We start from the raw sequence: 20,116 nt of genomic DNA, 5'->3' as shown, positions 1-20,116 counted from the left end.
TTTATGAGCGCCATCGATAGGCTCATGCGAATTCTGGGGGCTAATCCGAATGTCGCGCCCGTGCTCTCCTGAGGGTTGACCGTTGGGCAACCGGCCAACGACCGAACTTCGGAATGGACGTTCCCTTTCCCACTGATGCCGCCAGGCGTCGTCGGTCCGATTAGCTTCGCGTCCTATATCCCGCCCGCCACTCGAGGAGACGACATGCCAGAGCCCCGACAGCTAGCCTTGGACATCAACAGCCGGCGCCACCAGTTCAATCTTGATGTACGCGTGACTCTGCTGGATGCACTACGCGAGCATGCCAACCTGCCCGGCACGAAAAAAGGCTGTGATCATGGGCAGTGCGGCGCCTGTACCGTCCACGTCGACGGCGAGCGGGTATTGAGCTGCCTGACGCTGGCGGCCCAGGTCGAAGGCCGTCAGGTCACGACGATCGAGGGCCTCCAGGCTGCCGACGGCGTGATGCACGCAGTCCAGACCGCGTTCATCGAGCACGATGCATTCCAGTGCGGCTATTGCACCCCCGGTCAGATCATGTCGGCCGTTGCATGCATTCGTGAGGGCCACGCCGATACGGACGAGGACATCCGCGAATACATGAGCGGCAACATCTGCCGGTGCGGCGCTTACCCCCATATCGTCGCCGCGGTGCGCGATGCCGCCAGCCGCCTGAAGAAGGAGGCAGCACTATGAGACCTTTCGAGTATCTCCGCGCCAAAGATGCCGCGAGGGCGCTTGCCGAGGCTACCAAGCCAGAGACAAGATTTCTCGCCGGTGGGACCACGCTTCTTGACCTCATGAAGCTGAATGTCGAGCGTCCTGCGCGGGTGGTCGACATCACGCGCCTTCCCGGCCTGGACACGATCGAGGTATCGGCGGATGCCATTCGCATCGGTGCGCTCGCCAAGATGAGCAAGGTCGCCGACCACGCCGATATCAAGCAGGCTGCGCCGGTGCTTTCCGAAAGCCTGTGGCGCGCTGCCTCGGCACAGCTGCGCAACATGGCGTCCATCGGTGGAAACTTGATGCAGCGAACCCGTTGCACCTACTTCCGGGACCCCGGGCGCTTATTCGAACTGCAACAAGCGCAATCCAGGTTCCGGATGCGCTGCCCTTGGCGGCGTCAACCGCAACCACGCGGTGCTCGGCACGAGTGACGCGTGCATAGCAATCTACCCCGGAGATTTTGCGGTTTCCCTGGTGGCATTCGACGCCACGGTCATCATCCGGGGAGCTTCCGAACGCAAAATTCCCGCCGACGAATTCTTCCTGCTCCCTGGCGATACCGCACACCTTGAGCATAATCTGTCGCCCGGAGAGATGATCGTCGGGATCGAGATCCCGCGTTCGGCAGCCCTGGAACGCTCGCATTATCTCAAGGTCCGGGATCGCGCGTCGTACGAGTTCGCCGCGGCCAGCGCCGCTGTCGGAATCGAATTGGAAGCCGATGGCAAGACAATTCGCGAAGTACGCATTGCGGTCGGCGGCCTCGCCACCAAACCCTGGCGCCTGCGCGCCGTCGAAAATTTGCTCAAGGGAAAGACGCTCGACGAGGCGACGCTTCGTACTGCCGCGGCAGCCGCCGTCGACGGCGCGAAGTCGAGCGGACACAACGCATTCAAGATCGAGCTGGCACCGAAGGTTGTGGCACGCGCCCTGATGACGGTAGGAGATATCGTATGACACACGGTAACGCGTTCGAACTCAACCGCCGCACCGTCTTGAAGCTCGGCGCCGGCGTAGCCGCTGTCGCTGGCGCCGCTGTCGATCTCTCGTCAAAAGCCGTTGCGGCTGAGACCGTCCCCGCCAAGGCGCCAGCTCTCGGTGCCAGGCTTTCCCGCGCCGAAGGCCCGTTGAAAGTAACCGGGCAGGCTCGCTATGCGATCGAGCAGAAGCTGGAGAACCTGGCCTATGGCGTTACCGTCCAATCGACGCGGCCGGCAGGGCGTATCGTCAGTATCGATACGTCGGCCGCCAAGGCTCTACCGGGTGTCCTGGATGTCTACACCGCGCAGAATTCCCTGAAGCTCAACAAGCCGACCGTCTACAGCAAGGGCGGCGGAGCGACCGAGGAATTTACCCCAATTCAAGACGATGTGGTCCGTTTCAACGGCATGCATATCGCGCTCGTGGTCGGAGAAACCTTTGAGCAGGCAACGGAAGCGGCAAGTCTTCTCAAGATCGAATATGAGGACGGCGACCCTATTCTCGACATCAACGATCCCAAGGCAAAAGTGCAGCCCATCGATGAGATGGGTGCCGCGTGGGGCGATGCGGCGACAGCGTTGGCCAATGCCGAGGTCAAGGTAGACGTCACTTACACGACGTCACGCGAATGCAATGTGCCGATGGAGCCGCATGCGTGCATCGCTTCCTGGGACAACGGGAAAATCACCGTCTGGGAGCCCAGCCAGTGGGTTGGCGGGGCACGGAGCGTCGTGTCGGAATGGCTCGGCATCGACATCGAGAATGTACGGGTGATCTCGCCCTACGTCGGCGGTGGGTTCGGGTCCAAGATCGGGGCACATCCGCATGTGGGGCTGGCTTGCGCGGCCTCGCGGAAGCTGGGCAGGCCGATCAAGGTTTCTCTCACGCGGCCGCAGACGTTTACCGGCCTTGGCGGTCGGCCGGCGACACGGCAGACGCTCTCAATCGGAGCCTCTAAGGGCGGAAAGATAAGCTCGATCGTCCATGAGAGCTGGAACGAGACGGCGATTGACGAGGTCCATATCGAGGCTTGCAACAATGTGACGAAAATCATGTATGCGACGCCGAACTTCTCGTCACGTCTCAACGTCGTGCCGGTCAATACGGTCCAGCCCGGCTGGAAACGGGGCCCCGGCGAAAACCCCAGTGCCTATGCTGTGGAAAGCGCGATCGACGAGCTGGCGTACGCGCTCAGCATGGATCCGGTCACGCTGCGCCTTGCCAACTGGGCGGAGACGGATCCCAGCAATGGGATGAAGTGGAGCACTCGACAGTTACGCGAAGCCTATGCCGTGGGCGCGGAAGCCTTCGGCTGGTGGAACCGGAACCCGGCCCCTCGCTCGATGCGCGAAGGCCGCGAGTTGATCGGTTATGGAATGGCCGCCGGGTCATACCCCATGATCCGTACCGCGAGCGAAGCCAAGATCGTACTCCATGCCAGTGGACAGATCGAAGTCCTCAGCGCGGGCACCGACATGGGAACGGGGACCTATACCATTCTCGCCCAGACAGCGGCTGACGCATTGGGCGTTCCTGTTGAGACAGTCGCGGTGCGGCTGGGCGATACCCTCCTCCCCAGATCGGCGCTCGCAGGCGGTTCCCAGCAGGCCAACAACCTGACGGGAGCGGTGGACAAGGCGGCCAGGAATGCACGGGACGCCTTGCTGGCGCTTGCCGCATCCGATCCGAGGTCGCCGCTGGCAGCCTCGAAGGCGACTGACCTCACGTTCGAAAACGGCTCGGTGCAACCGACCCGACGGCCGAACGGCGGTATCGGCATCGCGGAACTCTTGAAGGCAGTGGGCAAAGACAAACTGGAAATCGAGGGTAACACCTTTGCTCCCGGCGCCACCGAGGAGATGAAGAACGGAGCTGACCGCAGTTTTGCACAGTTGAAGGGCGCTGTGGAAGGAGGCGTCTCGGCCCATAGCTGGTGTGCGCATTTCGTGGAAGTTCGGATCGATGAGGATTTTGGCACGATCCGCGTCAAGCGCATGGTCTCGGCATTCGATAGCGGCAGGATCTTCAATCCGAAGCTTGCGGAAAGCCAGTGGATCGGCGGTATGGTCATGGGTCTCGGGCAGGCTCTCCTGGAAGAAGGTTACGTCGACCAGCGAGACGGGCGCACCATCAACGCGAATTTTGCCGACTATGCCGTCCCGGTTAACGCCGATGTGCCCGACATCCAGGTGATTTCGGTTGGAATTCCGGACATGCAGGCAACCGCTCTTGGCGGCAAAGGCGTCGGCGAGATCGGTGTCGTAGGGGTCGCACCTGCGATCGGTAATGCCGTTTTCCACGCGACCGGCAAACGCATTCGAAGCCTTCCGATCACGCTGGAAAAGCTCGTTTGAGTTCGGTCGATGCGCCCTGGTGACCCTCAGGCTCGCAAATAGGCGAGCATGCAAAAACAACGATTCTAAACCCAAGGCAAAACTGGGTCGCTAATCCNCCCTCAGGCTCGCAAATAGGCGAGCATGCAAAAACAACGATTCTAAACCCAAGGCAAAACTGGGTCGCTAATCCCTGGTCGCCGCCTGTTGTAACGTCACCAAGCAACGCCGGGAAAGTGTGCAACGGTTTTCCCGGCGCGTTCAATCGTCTTTGATCAGCACGATCTTCGCCGGATCGAAATCGATCCCGACCATCGTCCCTTCCGCCACGGCGGGTGTGACATCAGGCGATGTCGCGAACAGTTCGACCGCCGGATCGCTGATCGCGATGCGGTATTCCATGTGGTCGCCGAGATACGAGCTCTTGACCACCCGGCCCTTCATGGTGCCCGCTGGCTGGCCGGGCAAGATGCGCACGGCATTCGGGCGCACAGCGAGCATCGCCGGTCCCGGAGCGTTACCGCGACCCGGCATGTCGAGCAGCAAGGGTCCGACCTTGACCCTCGCTCTGGTCGCATTGCTGGAAAGCACCTCGACGTCGAGCAGATTGGCGTCGCCCATGAAATCGGCGATGAAACGGTTGGTCGGCTCGTTGTAGAGGTCGCGCGGCGTACCGTCCTGGGCGACGCGAGCGGCGTTCATGACGATGATGCGGTCGGAGACGGCGAGCGCCTCTTCCTGGTCATGCGTGACATAGACCATGGTCAGCGCCAGATCTTGCTGCAGGCCGCGGATTTCGTCGCGCACCCGCCGGCGCAGCTTGGCGTCGAGATTGGACAGCGGCTCGTCGAACAGCAGCACCTTCGGCTCCAGCACGATGGCGCGCGCCACCGCGACGCGCTGCTGCTGGCCGCCGGACAATTCGCTCGGCTGGCGCTTCTCGTAGCCGGACAGGCCGACAAGCGACAGCTTTTCGGCGGCGCGCTCGGCTGCCTGCGCCTTGCCAAGCCCCATAGCCCGCAGGCCGTAGCTGACATTCTCCATCACGTTCATATGCGGAAACAGCGCATAGGACTGGAAAACCATGGAGACATCTCGCTCGGCGGCGGACAGCAAGGTGACATCCTTGTCGTCGATCAGGATGCGCCCGGTGCTGGTCTGTTCCAGCCCGGCGATCAGCCTGAGCGTCGTGGTCTTGCCGCAACCCGAGGGCCCGAGCAGCGTCACCAGGCTGGCCGGCGCGATGTCGAAGCTGACGTTGTCGACGGCGGTCACCGCGCCATATTTCTTGGTGACGCCCTCGAACCGCACCGCTGGCCTGTCCGTCGCAACCGGGGCAGCAGTCTTCGCCGTCTGATCCACGCCGCTTCTCCCCATCAGATTGCTGCCACAACGGCTTCCGGACCAGGCCGGCGCCGGCCGAGCCGGCGTTCGCCGACCAGCAGCTGGATGCCGATGAGGATGACCATCATGACAACGATCATCACCGCCGAATAGACAATCGCGATGCCGTATTCGCCGACATCTGCGCGCCCGACAATGTAGACCGTGGCGAGATTGAACCGGCCGCTCGCCAGGAAGATGACGGCGCTGACCGCCGTCACCGCGCGCACGAAACTGTAGATCATCGCGGTCACGATGGCCGGCTTCAGGATCGGCAGGATCACCCGCCGCAAGGTGGCGAAGGATCGCGCCCCAAGCGTCAGCGATGCCTCGTCCAGGCTCTTGTCGATCTGTCCGAGATTGGCGAGCCCGGCACGGATCGCCACCGGCATGTTGCGGAAGATGAAGGAGATCACGATGATCAGCCCGGTGCCGGTCAATTGCACCGGCGGCACGTTGAAGGCAAGGATATAGCTGACGCCGATCACCGTGCCGGGAATCGCGAAACTCATCATGGCCAGGAACTCGAACATGGTGCGCCCGGCGAAACGCTGCCGGTCGAGCAGATAGGCCGTCAGGATGCCGAGCGCCGCAGTGAACGGCATCGCCACCAGCGCCAGGCCGATGGTCATCAGCAGCGACGGCCAGGCCGAGCCGCTGAAAAACCAGCCATTGACGCCTTTCTCGATCGAAAAGGCGGTGAGGAAATATTCGAGCGTCGGCGTGTTGTCGCGCCCGATCGATTGCACGAAACCGCCGCCCAGGATGATGCCGTAGACCACGATGGTCAGAACCAGCCACGGAACGACGGCGGCGTAGCAGCCGATCCGCAAGGCCTTGGGCAGCGTCGCCGGTACGCCGCCATCGCCCTTGCCTGCGACGGTGACGTAGCTGCGGCTGCCGATCCAGCGGCGCTGGATGACGAAGGCTGCCAGCGTGAACATCAACAGCACGATCGCCAGCACCGCCGCGCGGCCCTGGTCGTGCGCCGCGCCGACCACTGCAAAGAAGATGTCGGTCGACAGCACGTTGAAATTGCCTCCCAGCACCAGCGGATTGGCGAAATCGGCCATGCTCTCGATGAACGAGATCAGGAAGGCGCTGGCCAGGCCCGGCCGGATCAACGGCCAGGTGACGGTGCGAAACGTCCGCCAGCGACTGGCGCGCAAGGTCTGCGACGCTTCCTCCATGCTTGGGCTGACCCCTTGCAGCACGCCGACCAGAACCAGGAAGGCGATCGGCGTGAAGGCCAGCACCTGCGCGATGGTGATGCCGGCCATGCCATAGATCCAGCGACTGCGCGGAATGCCGAGATGCACCGACATGAGGTTGGTGACGATGCCGGCGCGGCCGAAAAGCAGGATCAGCGCCAGGCCGATGACAAAGGGCGGCGTGATGATCGGCAGGATGGACAGGCCGCGCAGCAGCCATTTGGCCGGCAGCTTGGTGCGAAGCGCAATCAGCGCCAGGGCCAGGCCGAGCGCCGTGCAGAAAAAGCCGACGAGGACTGCGATCGCCACCGTGTTCCACGCCACGCCGCAGGAGCCCTCGCCATAGAGGCAGCGCAGGCTCCATATGTTGGCGCTGAAGATCTTTTCGAAGAACAGCGCCGGCACGACATTGCCGTCATTGTCCTTGATGGCCGAGGTGAGGATCGACAGCAGCGGATAGGCGACGAACAGGATCAGCGAAGCAATCACGATTGAGAGCGAGCCGACGACGAAACGGTCGCCCTTGCACCAGCCGCGCGCGGCGAGCGCCTCGGCGATGAACATCAGCATCGCCACGGCATAGAGCGCAGCGCCCCAGCCGAGCCCCGGCTGTATCGGTCCCGGCGTGCCGGCGATCTGGGTAAGCAAGCCAAATCCCCAGCCCGAATGGATGATGGAAAAGCCTTCGATGGCCAGCCACAGCAGGCCCGCCGCGCCTGCAACCGCAAGGCTCTTGGGGTTGTTGCGCGCCACCAGCCAGCTCGCCAGCAGAAGCGGCAGGACAAGCGGCAACAGCCAGGGCCGGCCACCAAGCGCCAGGATGATGGCCGGCGTCGCATCCGCCGGCTGTGCCAGCCAGTCGAACGACAAGAAGCCGCCTTCGACCTTGTACCAAGGCAAGAGAACGAAGCTCGCCCACGCGGCCATCACCCAGGCGAGCGCGCTGCGTCCAGGAGCGGAACTGACCATGGAACCGGCCGCGGCCATTCAATGTCTTTCTGTGCCAAAGGATGGTGCGCCGGCTGCCGCGAGGGGCAGCCGGCGATCAGATGCTAGAGTGAGCGCAAAAGAACGCGCTCAGCCGCCATTGCGGACCTCATCGGTGAACTTCTTCAACAGCCGCTTGCGTTCGGCCGACGAGCCGTATTTGGCGAAGTCGTAGTCGATCAGCTTGATCTTCGAGAGGTCCGGCGCCTCGGGCGGCACCGGCGTGGCGGTGTTCGACGGGATCTGGAAGCTGCCGTTCGGCGCCGCGAGCTTCTGCGCGTCCGGGCTCAGCGCCCAGTCGTAGAATTTCTGCGCCTCTTCGGCATGCTTGGCGCCCGTCACGATGCTCATCGAACCGATCTCGAAGCCGGTGCCTTCGCAAGGCGACACCACCTTCACGGCAGGGTTCTGTTTCGCGGCATTGATCACGTCGTGCTGGAAGGAGATGCCGATCAGCGTCTCGCCCTTGCCGACGGCGAGCGCCGGCGCGGCCCCTGCCTTGGTGTATTCGGCGATGTTCTTGTTGAGCTGCTTGAGATAGTCGAATGCCTTGTCCTCGCCCATCAGCTGGACGATGGTGGCAAGCATGGTCCAGGCCGTGCCCGATGAATTCGGGTCGGCCATCTCGATTTCGCCCTGGAATTCCGGCTTGACCAGATCGGCCCAGCACGCCGGCGCGGTCAGCCCGCGCTGCTTCAGATCTTCCTCATTATAGCCGTAGCCGAGTGCACCGAGATAAATGCCGACCGTGCGGTTCTTCGACCTGTCGGCCTGCTTCAGCGCCCAGTCGCGCAAGTTTGCCAGCTGCGGCGACTTGTATTCCTGGGTGAGGCCCTCTTCCGCCGCCTGCAGATGCGGGTCGCCGGTGCCGCCCCACCAGATATCGGCTTGTGGATTGTCCTTCTCGGCCCGGAGGCGGGCGTAGATTTCGCCGGCGCTCATGCGGGTCATGTCGACGCTGACGCCCGTCTCCTTCTGGTAGGTGGTCGCCATCGCCCGGCACCAGGCCTCGTCGACGGCGCAATACATTGTGAGGCTGCGATCGGCCGCCTGGGCGGCACTCGCCAATCCGAACAAGGCCAGCGCCGCGCCAAGGCCAAGCCAGGCGGCGCGCAAGCCTTGCTTACTGTCAAATGTCTTCATCGATATTCCTCCCTGTCTTCTCACTGGAAACGATCTACCCGTCGTCGAGCGGCACTCCGATCACCTGGGACAATGTCGCCGCAACGCCGGGTGCTGCCGCTAGCACGGGATTGCCCTTCGCCATTCCGTCGCCGTCGAGGAACCGGTTCACACGGCCGCCGGCCTCCTCCACCAGCAGCAATCCGGCCAGGCAGTCCCACGAATTGATGTGCAGCTCGGCATAGGCATCCGAGCGGCCGTCGGCCACATAGGCCAGCCCAAGCGCTCCGGAGCCGGAGCGCCGCACATTGGCGCCGAGTGCCCAGACAAGGCTCACCTTGTCCAGATAGTCGCGATTGGGAATCCTGGGCGACCAGCCGAACTCGACAAAGGCGCGGTCGAACGCTTGCGTCGGCGACACATGGATCGGCGCGCCATTGCGCGTCGCGCCTTGCCCGCGACGGGCAAAGTACGTTTCGCCGACGGCCGGATTGGCAATGCCGCCGATCTCGCTGCGGCCGTCCTCGACGAAAGCTATCGAAATGCAGAAATGCGGAATACCGCGCATGAAATTGGCGGTGCCGTCGATCGGGTCGACGACCCACATGCGGGCAGAGCCGATGCCGCCGCCTTCCTCGCCCAAAAACCCGTCCTGCGGAAAAGCCTCTGCGAGCGTCGCGCGGATGTGCTCCTCGACCTTGCCGTCGGTTTCAGTGAGAAAATCCTGCGGGCCTTTCATCGCCACCGGCTGGACGGCGCCCTGCCTGGCATAGCCTTCCATCGCCAGTTGCCCGGCCGTGACAAGCAGTTTCCGGCAGACCTCGGCACGCCTGTCCATCTCGGCCTCGGACAGCCGGTCCGCCTTCGGATGCGCCGCCGCCCTGCTCATGCAGCCGGTCCGGACAATCGCGCCCTCAATGCCGTCTTCGGCGAAATGGACAGGGTATTCCTCCGATGCCACTCTTGAGCCGGCTTGTATTGCACGGCTGTGCAAAGCTGTTGCATTCGGCCATGCCTGTCAAGTGCGGTGGGTGGCAATGGCAGAAGAGTTGCATTACATTGCACGGGCGTGCAAAGAATCACGAAAACAGCAGCGAGAGCGTTGGCTTGAAGGTTCCGAGAATCCGCACCGGTTTTTCCAGCGCCCAGCAGGTTGCCGACCTCGCCGGGGTTTCGCGCTCGGCCGTGTCACGTACCTTCACGCCCGGCGCTTCCGTTTCCGGGGAAACCCGCGAGCGGGTGATGCTGGCGGCCGAGCAACTCGGCTATCACGTCAACCATCTGGCTCGCGGCCTGATGCGGGCCTCGACCGGCATTGTCTGCCTCATCGTTGCCGATGGCGACACGCCCTATCATGCCCGCCTGCAGAAGGCGCTGACCCAACATCTGCGGGACGCCGGCAAAATGGCCATGGTGTTCAACACCTCCGGCCCCAGCCACCATGTCGACCAGGCGCTGCGCAACACGCTGAACTATCGCGCCGATGCGAGCATCGTTCTGTCCGGCTCGCCGCCGCAGTTGCTGATCCGCACCTGTCTTGAGAACGGCCAGCGGCTGGTGCTGATCAATCGCGATGACCGCTTCGACGGCCCGCACAATATCGGTGTCGACAACGCTGCAGCCGCAGAGGCAGCGCTGCATGCCTTCATCCGGGCCGGCTGTACCCGCCCCGCTCTGGTGACCTCGGCTGCCGGCACGCCCAGCCTGCTCTCCCGCGAAACCGCCTTCCTTACCGCCGCGCAGAAGGAAGGGCTGGAGGTGACCGTGTGGCGCGAGGGCCGCACCGGCTATGCCACCGGAGCCGATGGCGCTAGGCGACTCTTTTCCGGCCGGCAGCGGCCGGATGCGGCGTTCTGCGTGACCGACCTGATTGCGTGCGGCTTTCTCGATGCGGCCCGCCACGAGTTCGGCATCAACGTACCCCGCGATCTCTGCGTCATCGGCTTTGACGACATTGAACAGGCCGACTGGGCCTCTTACCGGCTGACGACGTTCTCGCCGCCGATCGAGGAGATCGCCAGGCGCGCCGTGCGGCTCGCGACCGGCGCGCGGGAGGAGGCTGGCAGCCGCCTGATCTGCCATGCGCCCATGGTCTGGCGCAGCACGGTGAGGCCGGGCCAGGGCTGATGCGAAACATGTGTCGGTCAAGACGGGAAACGTACTGATGTCCAAGAAAAAGGCCAGGAAGACCCGCCAGGCGGCAAGACCGGTGGAGATAGCTGTAGGCCCCGAAATCCGGAGCATGATGCGCAAGTTCGGCCTGACCGAGGAAGAAGCACTGCGCATGATGCGCGAATGCGATGCCACCCTCTATGGCGCCAACTCCGGGCACGTGCAGCCAGGATCTTGACGGCCCGCCAGGCGCGAACGGAATTTTAATGTAAATCAAGCGTAATCCCGACCGTTAAAATGATGCGTATGTGTTGGGGTTGCGCATGCCGGAATATTCTTTCTTCATCCGCTCGATCCGGATCCGCTACATCTCGGGATTGCTCATCTTTGCGCTGGCTTCCACCGCGGTGATGTTTGCGCTCAATCGCGTCAATTCCTTCCGCCACGACATCGACGCGCTGAGCAGCAATCTCGTCGTCTTCACCCGCGACCTGCGCAACGCCTCCAGCTTTGCCGAAACCGCCAGCACGACCTGGCGCACCGAAACCCGTGACGGCCTTGCCGCCGCCGCGCGCGGCCATTCGCAACGCCTGACCAGCGAGATCGAAACACTGTCCGCGGAGTTGGCCGCGATCAAGCCGAGCCTGTCGGCCAAAACGCTGGACGAACTCTCGTCGGCCGCCGTCAACGGCGACCTGTTCTGGTCGTCGCGCGACATCGTGCGCAACTTCAACCTGATGTCGGCGGCGCAACAGACCGACGAATGGAGTTCGCGCGAAATCCTCAACCAGAACGACCTGTTCGTCCAGCCGATGCTGGTGCGTGTGCGTACCGCCATGGATGGCGAACGCCATCTGGCCGACGCCTCCAGCGACAGGCTGCTGTTGTGGGCAAGCGGCCTTCTGTTCGCGGTTCTTGCCATCGTTGCCCTCTGGATCTTCCGGCCGATGGAAAAGGCGATCCGCCGCGCCTTCACCGAATCCGCCGCATCCTTGTTCAAGGCCGAAGCGGCCGACCGCGCCAAATCGGAATTCCTGGCCAATATGAGCCATGAGATCCGCACGCCGATGAATGGCGTGCTGGGCATGGCCGAACTGCTCGCCAAGACCGAGCTTAACGCGCGCCAGAAGACCTTCACCGAAGTCATCGTCAAGTCCGGCAATGCGCTGCTCACCATCATCAACGACATCCTCGATTTCTCCAAGATCAATGCCGGTCAGCTGACGCTCGATCCTGCACCCTTCCGGCTTGCCGAAGCGGTCGAGGACGTGGCCACACTGGTGTCGGCGCGCGTCGCCGAAAAGAACCTCGAGCTGATCGTGCGTGTCGACCCGCGCCTGCCTGCCCATGTCGTCGGCGATGCCGGACGGTTTCGTCAGATCGTCACCAATCTGCTCGGCAATGCGGTGAAGTTCACCGAGAAGGGCCATGTGCTGATCGATGTCGGCGGCGAGGTGGTCGACGGCATCGTCCAGCTCAAGGTCCGCGTCGAGGACACAGGCATCGGCATTCCTGCCGAGAAGCTCGAGAACGTGTTCGAGAAATTCGCGCAGGTCGACGGCTCGTCGACGCGCCGCCATGAAGGCACCGGCCTCGGCCTTGCCATCGCCGCCCGCCTCATCGACCTGATGGGCGGCAAGATCGGCGTCGAAAGCGAGATCGGCCGCGGCTCGGTGTTCTGGTTCGCCGTGCCGCTGCCGGCGCATCAGCAGGACACGCGCAACGAGATCGTGCCGGTCGATGTCACCGGCGCCCGCGTGCTGGTCATCGACGACAACCCGGTCAACCGCGAGATCTTGCTGGAGCAGCTCAGAAGCTGGAGCTTCGACTGCGCGGCCGCCGAAAGCGGCGCCGTCGGCCTCGCCTTTCTAGACCGGGCCAGCCAACTCGGTGCTGCGGTCGACTGCATCATCCTCGACTACCAGATGCCCGGCATGAACGGCGCCGATGTCGCCAAGGCGATTTCCGCCGACAGCCGTCTCTCCGCCATCCCGGTGGTGCTGCTGACCTCCGTCGACCAGGTCGATTTCGGCAAGATGGTCATCGATTTCGGCATCGCCGCGCATCTCACCAAGCCGGCGCGCTCGGCCATCCTGCTCGGCACCGTCATCTCGGCCATCCAGAAAGCGCGGGCCCAGATCGGCAAGGCCCAGTTCGTTCGCGAGCCGGTTGTCACGCAGGCCGCACCCACACCGCCTGCCTTCACCGTCATTCGCGGCCCGGTGATGCCCGTGGCCGCGACACTGGAATTGACTGTCACGGCAAACGGCCCGATCGATATTCTTATCGCCGAGGACAATGACGTGAACCAGCTGGTGTTCGGCCAGATCCTCAATGGGCTTGGCCTCAGCTACCGCATCGCCAGCAATGGCCGCACGGCCGTCGAGATGTACCGGGCGCTGCGGCCGAAGCTGATCCTCATGGACGTCTCCATGCCGGAGATGAACGGCTACGAGGCGACCCGCGCCATCCGGGCGGCGGAGGCAGCGAGTGGCAATCACACACCAATCATCGGCGTCACCGCGCACGCACTGAAGGGCGACCGCGACAAATGTATCGAGTCCGGAATGGACGACTATTTGCCCAAGCCGGTGTCGCCCGACCGTCTCGGCAGCAAGATCGGCACCTGGCTCAGCGAGACGGTGGCGGTAAAGAGGGCTTGATCAAATCGCCGCGTCCAGACGATAGCGGCTCATCCAGTCGAGGCTAATCTCGTCCGAGAGCTTGGCGACGCCAGGCTTTATGTCGGCGGCATTCGGCGCCGGAACACCCAGGGCCTTGCAGATGGATGCCAATGCCGCTGGCGGATCGGCTGACAGGCGCTTATAGCCGATTCGCAGCGGGACGATCCCCTGCTCCGCGAACCAGACGTTCCAGGCCGCGTCATAGGCTTCGAGTTCGGCAAGCTCGCGCTGGATCCGCTTGAAATCGTAGCGGGGTTCCTGCGGCGGTGCGACCCGTTCGATCTCGGTTCCGTCGGGCGCGATGTGCCAAAGCCCGGTCTGCTCGGCCTTGATCAGCGACACCGCCTGCGCCAGCTTGTTTTCGCGCGAAAGATGGATGTAGAGGACCCGCCCGAAGGCCTTTTCAAAGCGTGCTTTGTCCGATGGCAGGTCTGGGTAGATCCGGTCGAGGATGGCCGAGAGTTCACCCAGGTTCTCCCGCATCAGGCGCAAGCCGAAGACGGCTGTTCCGCCCTTTCCCGCGCTGATTGCCGCCTTGAGGTAGGCGACATCGAAGTCATGCGCGCTCATCGTATCGGGATGCGGCAATTTCCACTCTTCTGCCCATTCCGCCTTGTCCTGCCGCCGGTAGAACGAGTGCGGATCGCCGGCTGTTTTCGTCGAGGCCAGAAGGCCGCACAGCAAGGTGCTTCCGGTTCTCGGCGTGCCGCAGATTATGTAGCCGTCACGCATCTCGGGGCTCTGTCGCTTGTCATGGATTGGGCTAACCTCGCCAGGCGCGGTGACACGCGCGCTTCGCGAAGGACTCCAGTCTAGCCGCGCCGGAAGGGGTAGAGGAATTGCTGCCAGTATCCGTTCGGAACGGGATGTCCGTGAATGCCGTAGCCGTTCGGCCAGCGCCCTTCGGGCATATGGTGGGTACCGAACAGCCGGTCGAGCAGCGGGAAATGGATGGCGAAGTTTACGTCGATCGCTTCTTTCTCGAGGCCGTGATGCCAGTGGTGGTAACGCGGCGACACCAGCACCTTTTCGACTGGACCGAAACTGGTTCCGATGTTGGAATGGATGAAAGACGAATAGACGTAGACGATCAATATATACGTCTGGATAGCCGATTCATCGAACCCCAGCACGAACATCGGGGTGGCCGTCAGGCTGCGCAGCACGATGATTTCCAGGAAATGCATGCGCGCACCGGCAATCCAGTCCATCGACTTGGCGGAATGGTGCACGGCATGGAACTTCCACAGCCAGGGAATGCGATGGAAGGCCCGATGCACCCAATACTGGGCAAGGTCGGTCAGGAACATCACCGCCAGCAACTGCACCAGCCACGGCAAGTCGTGGACCCAGGCGCGCACCGAACCAAGGGCGCCCTGTGCATTGACGAAGTTGGACGGCGCCAAGGTCAGGTAGGTCAAAATCTGCACCAGCAGCGATGAGACCAGATAGTAGAACAGGTCCTCGCGCCATTCGTCGCGGAACACGGTCTGATCCTTGTTGCGCGCGAAAAGACGTTCGAGCGGAACGAACAGCACACCCATGAACAGAGCGTTCAGGATGAAGAAATCAAGCCCGAAGAACACCCCTTCGATGTGCAGTTGATGGCGCACCGGAAGCATGCCGACCAGCGACGCCAGCAGCACAGTGAACATCGCTGCCGCGCCGAGCGTCTTTTGCCTGCGCAGCGTCATGCTGAGGATCGCCAGGATATAGCCGGAGATGAGGACGAAATAGAGCACCGGCTTGAAGAACAGCATCTGGTGGATGGGGGCCAGATCCGGCATCGATGTAAGCGACGGGTAGCGCAGCACGATGACCATCAGCAGGGCGGTGACCCCGGCAAGCAAGCCAATCGAGCCGGACAGCCAGCCAGAACCGAACGGCCGTTTGGCGCGAGGCGTTTCAAGTTCACCGACGACGCGTCTAAGGAAATTTGTCACCGGCATGATGTTCCCCCGTTAACGGCCTTCAAAAGGTCTCGCCGGAAATTTCCACCCGTCTTACTACAGCAGGGCTCATAAATATTTAATCGACACGACTTTGCAGGCCAGAGACAGCTATCGGCTTTTGGGGCAATTGGTAAAAGCTGCGATCGTGTCAAAGACACCAGGCCACTATAGTCGGAACCTTTCCTGGATGCGAAGGGCGCATTCGAGCGGCGTCAGCCGGCTGGTGTCGACTTCGAGGTCGTAGTCCGTGCCTTTGTGGACGCGTCCATATTGCCAGCGCGCCAGGCCAGGCAGCCTGTCGGCGCGCGCGGCCTCGCGCGCTTCCAGCACCTCCAGCGGCGCCATGACGCCGACCAGATGCAGGTCAAAGCTCGACAGCAACTTGCGGTGCTCCGCTATCTCGTCATTGAAGATCACGTCGTCGACAATGAGATTGTTGCCTTGCCCGGCCATGGCGGCGATGGCATGGCGCATGCCGCGCATGGCTCGCGCGCCGACCGGCCCGCTCCTGATCACCACCGACGGCTTGCCGTCTTCCAGCACGGTCTCAAAGGAAAACCCGTCGGCATGATCCTGCAGCGCCGGCGGCAGCATGTCGATGAAAGCATCCATCTGGACATGCAGGAAGGGCTCGGTGGCGATTGTTTGCAGCGCCCTGGCGATCGAGCTTTTGCCGGCGCTGCCGACGCCATTAAGCAGGACGATTTTGGCCGTCATGTCGCCCCCTATCGGTTGCGCACGACGATACAGGCGCCGCCGACGCTTTGCAGTTTCTGGCAGATGACGTTGGCGGCGGCACGGTCGTCGACGCCGATCCTGACGGCGTAGATGCCGCGTCGGCCGATCGGCGTGCGCACCCGGCTGACCACCGGGTCACGACCGGAAAGCAGCGCCGGAAACCGGCTCCTGACCCTCAGCCACTGATTGATCGCAGCTCCCCTGCGGAAATTGCCGGCCACCTGGACGCCCCATGGCTTCACATTGATCGAGGCCATCGCCACGGTTCTGGACATGATCACCGGCAGCTTGCGGCAGGCGACGGGAAAGCTGGTTTTCGCGTCGAGCGGCTCGATCGTTCCGGCGTAGGCGCTGTCGGAGAACTTGTCGGCCGGTTCGCCCATGATGTCGAAGACGTAGCTCTCGGTCTCCATGGGCAAGAAGCCGCCCGAACCCAGCCAGCGCGAAACGCGGCTCTCGCCGGCATTGTAGGCAGCCGCCGCCAGGCCGAGATTGCCGAAGCCGGTCTTCATTTCGGCGAGATATTTCGCCGAAGCCGGGATCGCCTGGTCGATGTCGAAAGGATCGGCCAGCCCGCGCATCTTGGCGGTGCTCGGCATGAACTGGGCGATGCCTTCGGCACCGACCGGGCTCACCGCATTGGGGTCGAAGCGGCTTTCCTTCCAGATCAGCCGGGCGAAGTAATCCTTCGGCAGGCCGTTCCGCTCGGCATGCGTCTCGATCAGGTCACAGACACGGCCGATCAATCGTTTCGCCGCCGAGCGCGATTGCGGTGGATCGGCGAGCGCCTGTCCGGCACCCAGCCCGCAGAGCAGGATCACACCGGCTTTGAGCAGCCCCCGCATGGCTTATTCGGCCGCAGCCTTGCCGTGCTGGCCAAACCGCTGCTCGATATAGTCGGCAACCATTTTTTCGAAATCGGCGGCGATCGACGGACCGCGCAGCGTCGCCGACTTCTTGCCATCGACGAAGACGGGCGCGGTCGGCGTCTCGCCGGTGCCGGGCAGCGAGATGCCGATATCGGCGTGCTTGGATTCGCCGGGGCCGTTGACGATGCAGCCCATCACCGCGACCTTGAGGTTCTCGACGCCGGGATATTTCTCCCGCCAGACCGGCATGTTCTTGCGCAAATCGGCCTGGATGTTCTGGGCGAGTTCCTGGAACACGGTGGATGTCGTGCGGCCGCAGCCGGGGCAAGCGGCGACGATCGGCACGAACTGACGGAAGCCCATGGTCTGCAGCAGTTCCTGCGAGACCTGCACCTCGCGAGTGCGATCGCCATTCGGCTCCGGCGTCAGCGAGATGCGGATGGTGTCGCCAATGCCTTGCTGCAAGAGGATGCCCATGGCCGCCGACGAGGCGACGATGCCCTTGGAGCCCATGCCGGCTTCGGTGAGGCCGAGATGCAGCGCATGGTTGGAACGCGTGGCAAGCTCGGTGTAGACGGCGATCAAATCCTGCACGCCGCTGACCTTGGCCGACAGGATGATCTTTTCGCGGGCGAGGCCTATCTCTTCAGCCATTTCGGCCGACAGGATCGCCGACTGCACGATCGCCTCGCGGGTTACTTCCTGCGCCGTCAGCGGGAAGCCTTGGCGCTGGTTCTCGTCCATCAGCCGGGTGAGCAACTCCTGATCGAGCGACCCCCAATTGACGCCGATGCGCACCGGCTTGTCATGCCTGATCGCCATTTCGACGATCGCCGCGAACTGGCGGTCCCTCTTGTCCTTGAAGCCGACATTGCCGGGATTGATGCGGTATTTGGCCAGCGCCTCGGCGCAGTCCGGATGGTCGGCCAGCAGCTTGTGGCCGATATAGTGGAAGTCGCCGACCAGCGGCACATTGATGCCGAGCCGCTCGAGCCGTTCGCGGATGCGCGGCACGGCGGCGGCGCTCTCGTCACGATCGACGGTGATGCGCACGATCTCGGAGCCGGCGCGATGCAAAGCCGCAACCTGCGCGACGGTCTGGTCGATATCGGCCGTGTCGGTGTTGGTCATCGACTGCACGACGACCGGCGCGCCGCCGCCGACGACCACGCCGCCGACATCGACGCCGACCGATGTCCGGCGCCCAAAGGGGGAGGAAAAATACCCGGTCATGCCGGCAGCCTCTTGATCACCCGAGCGACACACGTCCACGTCGACGCACGCTCAATCAGCTATCAGCGCATAGCGCTGAGGTTCGGGCATGAGGTGGAGGAGCAAAGATGGCTTGTCAATGGCGACAGACAAGCAGAGCCGCCAAATCGCAGCAGCGCGGCGACCCCACAGACGGGTTTCGCCGGCCAACAGTATCGGAATCAGTAGCAAAAACAGGCCTCCGGCGGCATGTCGCCACCGGAGCGATAGTCACGCGCCAAGGCGGCGGGTCTAATCCTGGAAGGGCGTCAGTGTCTCGTCGGTTTCGCCTTCAGTTTTTCAATCTCGTCCTTGAGTGCCAGCTTGCGTCGCTTCAGATTCACGATTTCGAGGTCGTCGACCGATGGATGGTTCATCGCATCGTCGATCTCGCGTTCGATATCACCGTGTTTCCGCTGCAACTCATCAAGATGGGATGCAAGAGACATGATTGGTTCTCCCTTTCATGGTTTCCTCGATTGCAGCCGTCAAAGGCACGTCCACCGCAGGTCGCATCTGTGACGGCACCATGACAGTCTGCCACCATCCGGCTGCGATGTCGAATGCTGCGTGGTAGCATTCCACGACAATGTGATATGTGATATTGGCTGCGCGCCGGCGGCAATTGATGCCGCCCCCGCCCAATCATGCCCATTGCCGGGCGCCGCAGACATGCAGACGGTAGAGAATGTCCGACCAGGAAAAGGCCGATGTCCGCCTCGAATTTTCCCGCCTGAAGCAGGAGCATGCCGATTTCGACGCGGCCATCAATGCGATGATCGCCATGGGCTGCGACCCCTTGCAGATCCAGCGCATGAAGAAGAAGAAGCTTTTCCTCAAGGACCGGCTGATGGCGCTGGAAGACAAGATCATTCCGGACATCATCGCTTAGCCGACGGCCTCGGGGCCTAACTGCTCACCCCGCTATCGACAGCCGCGCCGCGCGATGGCGCAGCAACGTCAGCAATTCGTCGGTCTTCTCCGCTGAAGTGTCGATCGGCACCACCAGGCACATCGTCGCCTCGACCTTGCCGGCGGCCGCGAAGACAGGGGCGGCCAGGCATTTGGTGTAGGCGTCGACCAGCCCCGAAGTGATGCAATAGCCGGTCGTTCTGGCCGTCGCGATATCGGCAATGAAGTCGTCGAACTGCAGCCTGCGGCCGTCGGGCAGCAAAAGGTCGTCTTCCGAGACCATGTCCTGGATGGCGGCCCTTTCCAATCCGGCCAGAAGCAGCCGCCCCGATGCCGTCCATGGCAGCGGGATCTGCAGGCCAGTGGCCGAGCTGATGCGGAACGGCCTGGTGCCGGGGCTGGAATGGACGATGGTATAGCGCCCGCTTTGCAGCATGCACAATTCGGAGGTCTCGCCGGTCTCGCGCGACAGATTGTCGACCTCCTGCCGGCCCCGCCTAAGCAGGTCGTTGCCCCTGACATAGTCCATCCCATAGAGGTAGAGCTTCTTGCCGAAATAGACCCGGTTGCCGTCGCCCTCCATCTCCAGGAGACCCGCATCGACCAGCGAACGCACCAGCGTATAGGTGGTGGAGCGCGGCGCATTCACCCCCTTGGCTAGATCGCCAATGCCGATGGCGCGCTGGGTAACATGCAGGAAGTCCAGGATCTCCAGCACCCGGTTGAGGCCCTTCTCGCGCGAGCCGGAGGTCTTGTCGGGCGTCGGGCTCTCGGCTGGACCAAGCTCCGCCCGATCCGTGAGTCCATTGCTGTCTTGCATAACTGATTCCTGATGTTAGTATCTGTCTTGTA

At 62.9% G+C, this 20,116-nt stretch carries 17 protein-coding genes and 1 pseudogene; 7 read left to right on the top strand and 11 right to left on the bottom strand.

All coding sequences use genetic code 11. The features are described from left to right. The first annotated feature begins 204 nt into the window (after positions 1-204). The 3 genes and pseudogenes from X727_RS140735 (at position 205) to X727_RS140740 (ending at position 4,064) form a co-directional block, all read left to right on the top strand. The gene (locus tag X727_RS140735) at positions 205-696 is read left to right on the top strand and encodes a (2Fe-2S)-binding protein (RefSeq protein WP_023730815.1); all 492 of its coding nucleotides are present in this window, start codon (positions 205-207) and stop codon (positions 694-696) included. Continuing rightward, positions 693-1,686 (top strand): annotated as a pseudogene (locus X727_RS01000000165000) (xanthine dehydrogenase family protein subunit M). The gene X727_RS140735 and the pseudogene X727_RS01000000165000 overlap by 4 nt, the downstream one beginning before the upstream one ends. Continuing rightward, a complete protein-coding gene (locus tag X727_RS140740; RefSeq protein ID WP_023834979.1) occupies positions 1,683-4,064 on the top strand; it encodes a xanthine dehydrogenase family protein molybdopterin-binding subunit in 2,382 nt (793 codons plus the stop codon). Before X727_RS01000000165000 ends, X727_RS140740 begins: the two are co-directional and overlap by 4 nt. A 240-nt stretch (positions 4,065-4,304) precedes the next feature. Here the strand turns inward: X727_RS140740 and X727_RS140745 are convergent, their stop codons facing one another. From X727_RS140745 to X727_RS140760, 4 genes are all read right to left on the bottom strand, one after another. After that, positions 4,305-5,405: an ABC transporter ATP-binding protein gene (locus X727_RS140745; RefSeq protein ID WP_023834978.1), complete on the bottom strand. Its 1,101-nt coding sequence runs from the start codon at positions 5,403-5,405 to the stop codon at positions 4,305-4,307. 14 nt (positions 5,406-5,419) lie between these two features. Then, entirely contained in the window at positions 5,420-7,624 is a 2,205-nt protein-coding gene (locus X727_RS140750; protein ID WP_245274202.1) for an iron ABC transporter permease, read from the bottom strand. A 90-nt stretch (positions 7,625-7,714) separates the two neighbouring features. Then, positions 7,715-8,767, bottom strand: coding sequence for an ABC transporter substrate-binding protein (locus tag X727_RS140755; protein WP_031204635.1), 1,053 nt, complete (start codon positions 8,765-8,767; stop codon positions 7,715-7,717). Positions 8,768-8,801: 34 nt separating this feature from the next. Then, positions 8,802-9,635, bottom strand: coding sequence for an inositol monophosphatase (locus X727_RS140760; RefSeq protein ID WP_050591319.1), 834 nt, complete (start codon positions 9,633-9,635; stop codon positions 8,802-8,804). A gap of 218 nt (positions 9,636-9,853) precedes the next feature. On the opposite strand from X727_RS140760, the gene X727_RS140765 reads away from it, so the two are divergent. The 3 genes from X727_RS140765 (at position 9,854) to X727_RS140775 (ending at position 13,521) form a co-directional block, all read left to right on the top strand. After that, a complete protein-coding gene (locus X727_RS140765; RefSeq protein WP_031204631.1) occupies positions 9,854-10,873 on the top strand; it encodes a substrate-binding domain-containing protein in 1,020 nt (339 codons plus the stop codon). A 37-nt stretch (positions 10,874-10,910) separates the two neighbouring features. After that, the gene (locus X727_RS140770) at positions 10,911-11,096 is read left to right on the top strand and encodes a hypothetical protein (RefSeq protein ID WP_023684018.1); all 186 of its coding nucleotides are present in this window, start codon (positions 10,911-10,913) and stop codon (positions 11,094-11,096) included. 85 nt (positions 11,097-11,181) lie between these two features. After that, complete coding sequence (locus tag X727_RS140775) at positions 11,182-13,521, top strand: response regulator (protein ID WP_023834974.1); 2,340 nt, start codon at positions 11,182-11,184, stop codon at positions 13,519-13,521. On the opposite strand, the gene X727_RS140780 is transcribed toward X727_RS140775, so the two are convergent. The 6 genes from X727_RS140780 to X727_RS140800 form a co-directional block, all read right to left on the bottom strand. After that, complete coding sequence (locus X727_RS140780) at positions 13,522-14,274, bottom strand: Stf0 family sulfotransferase (protein WP_023834973.1); 753 nt, start codon at positions 14,272-14,274, stop codon at positions 13,522-13,524. A gap of 80 nt (positions 14,275-14,354) precedes the next feature. Continuing rightward, positions 14,355-15,491 carry a sterol desaturase family protein gene (locus X727_RS0134475; protein ID WP_023702767.1) on the bottom strand — a complete coding sequence of 379 codons (1,137 nt, stop codon included), beginning with the start codon at positions 15,489-15,491 and terminating at the stop codon, positions 14,355-14,357. 168 nt (positions 15,492-15,659) lie between these two features. Further along, entirely contained in the window at positions 15,660-16,211 is a 552-nt protein-coding gene (locus X727_RS140785; protein WP_023834972.1) for a chloramphenicol phosphotransferase, read from the bottom strand. A gap of 8 nt (positions 16,212-16,219) precedes the next feature. Beyond that, positions 16,220-17,077 (bottom strand): lytic transglycosylase domain-containing protein, encoded by an 858-nt coding sequence (locus X727_RS140790; protein ID WP_023834971.1) that lies wholly within the window; start codon positions 17,075-17,077, stop codon positions 16,220-16,222. Positions 17,078-17,080: 3 nt separating this feature from the next. Beyond that, positions 17,081-18,334 carry a flavodoxin-dependent (E)-4-hydroxy-3-methylbut-2-enyl-diphosphate synthase gene (gene ispG / locus X727_RS140795; RefSeq protein WP_023834970.1) on the bottom strand — a complete coding sequence of 418 codons (1,254 nt, stop codon included), beginning with the start codon at positions 18,332-18,334 and terminating at the stop codon, positions 17,081-17,083. A 287-nt stretch (positions 18,335-18,621) separates the two neighbouring features. After that, on the bottom strand, positions 18,622-18,801 hold the full coding sequence (locus tag X727_RS140800; protein WP_023684024.1) for a YdcH family protein: 180 nt from the start codon (positions 18,799-18,801) through the stop codon (positions 18,622-18,624). Between the two features lie 239 nt (positions 18,802-19,040). Here X727_RS140800 and X727_RS140805 point away from each other — a divergent pair, with 239 nt between their 5' ends. Continuing rightward, positions 19,041-19,244, top strand: a complete 204-nt coding sequence (locus X727_RS140805) for a YdcH family protein (RefSeq protein ID WP_023673103.1) — start codon at positions 19,041-19,043, stop codon at positions 19,242-19,244. 24 nt (positions 19,245-19,268) lie between these two features. Here the strand turns inward: X727_RS140805 and X727_RS140810 are convergent, their stop codons facing one another. Continuing rightward, entirely contained in the window at positions 19,269-20,084 is an 816-nt protein-coding gene (locus X727_RS140810) for an IclR family transcriptional regulator (protein WP_023684025.1), read from the bottom strand. Positions 20,085-20,116 lie beyond the last annotated feature (32 nt).

The sequence above is a fragment of the Mesorhizobium sp. L103C105A0 genome, from assembly GCF_000502215.1.
Taxonomy (GTDB): domain Bacteria; phylum Pseudomonadota; class Alphaproteobacteria; order Rhizobiales; family Rhizobiaceae; genus Mesorhizobium.
This window is presented reverse-complemented; position numbering and strand designations above follow the sequence as displayed.

Bases quoted from the DNA above. Each gene is read 5' to 3' on its own strand.
- X727_RS140805 (WP_023673103.1), top strand. From the start codon at position 19,041: ATGTCCGACCAGGAAAAGGCCGATGTCCGCCTCGAATTTTCCCGCCTG.
- X727_RS140755 (WP_031204635.1), bottom strand. From the start codon at position 8,767: ATGAAGACATTTGACAGTAAGCAAGGCTTGCGCGCCGCCTGGCTTGGC.
- X727_RS140780 (WP_023834973.1), bottom strand. From the start codon at position 14,274: ATGCGTGACGGCTACATAATCTGCGGCACGCCGAGAACCGGAAGCACC.
- X727_RS140770 (WP_023684018.1), top strand. From the start codon at position 10,911: ATGTCCAAGAAAAAGGCCAGGAAGACCCGCCAGGCGGCAAGACCGGTG.
- X727_RS0134475 (WP_023702767.1), bottom strand. From the start codon at position 15,491: ATGCCGGTGACAAATTTCCTTAGACGCGTCGTCGGTGAACTTGAAACG.
- ispG (WP_023834970.1), bottom strand. From the start codon at position 18,334: ATGACCGGGTATTTTTCCTCCCCCTTTGGGCGCCGGACATCGGTCGGC.
- X727_RS140740 (WP_023834979.1), top strand. From the start codon at position 1,683: ATGACACACGGTAACGCGTTCGAACTCAACCGCCGCACCGTCTTGAAG.
- X727_RS140760 (WP_050591319.1), bottom strand. From the start codon at position 9,635: ATGAGCAGGGCGGCGGCGCATCCGAAGGCGGACCGGCTGTCCGAGGCC.
- X727_RS140790 (WP_023834971.1), bottom strand. From the start codon at position 17,077: ATGCGGGGGCTGCTCAAAGCCGGTGTGATCCTGCTCTGCGGGCTGGGT.
- X727_RS140800 (WP_023684024.1), bottom strand. From the start codon at position 18,801: ATGTCTCTTGCATCCCATCTTGATGAGTTGCAGCGGAAACACGGTGAT.
- X727_RS140785 (WP_023834972.1), bottom strand. From the start codon at position 16,211: ATGACGGCCAAAATCGTCCTGCTTAATGGCGTCGGCAGCGCCGGCAAA.
- X727_RS140750 (WP_245274202.1), bottom strand. From the start codon at position 7,624: ATGGCCGCGGCCGGTTCCATGGTCAGTTCCGCTCCTGGACGCAGCGCG.
- X727_RS140775 (WP_023834974.1), top strand. From the start codon at position 11,182: ATGCCGGAATATTCTTTCTTCATCCGCTCGATCCGGATCCGCTACATC.
- X727_RS140735 (WP_023730815.1), top strand. From the start codon at position 205: ATGCCAGAGCCCCGACAGCTAGCCTTGGACATCAACAGCCGGCGCCAC.
- X727_RS140810 (WP_023684025.1), bottom strand. From the start codon at position 20,084: ATGCAAGACAGCAATGGACTCACGGATCGGGCGGAGCTTGGTCCAGCC.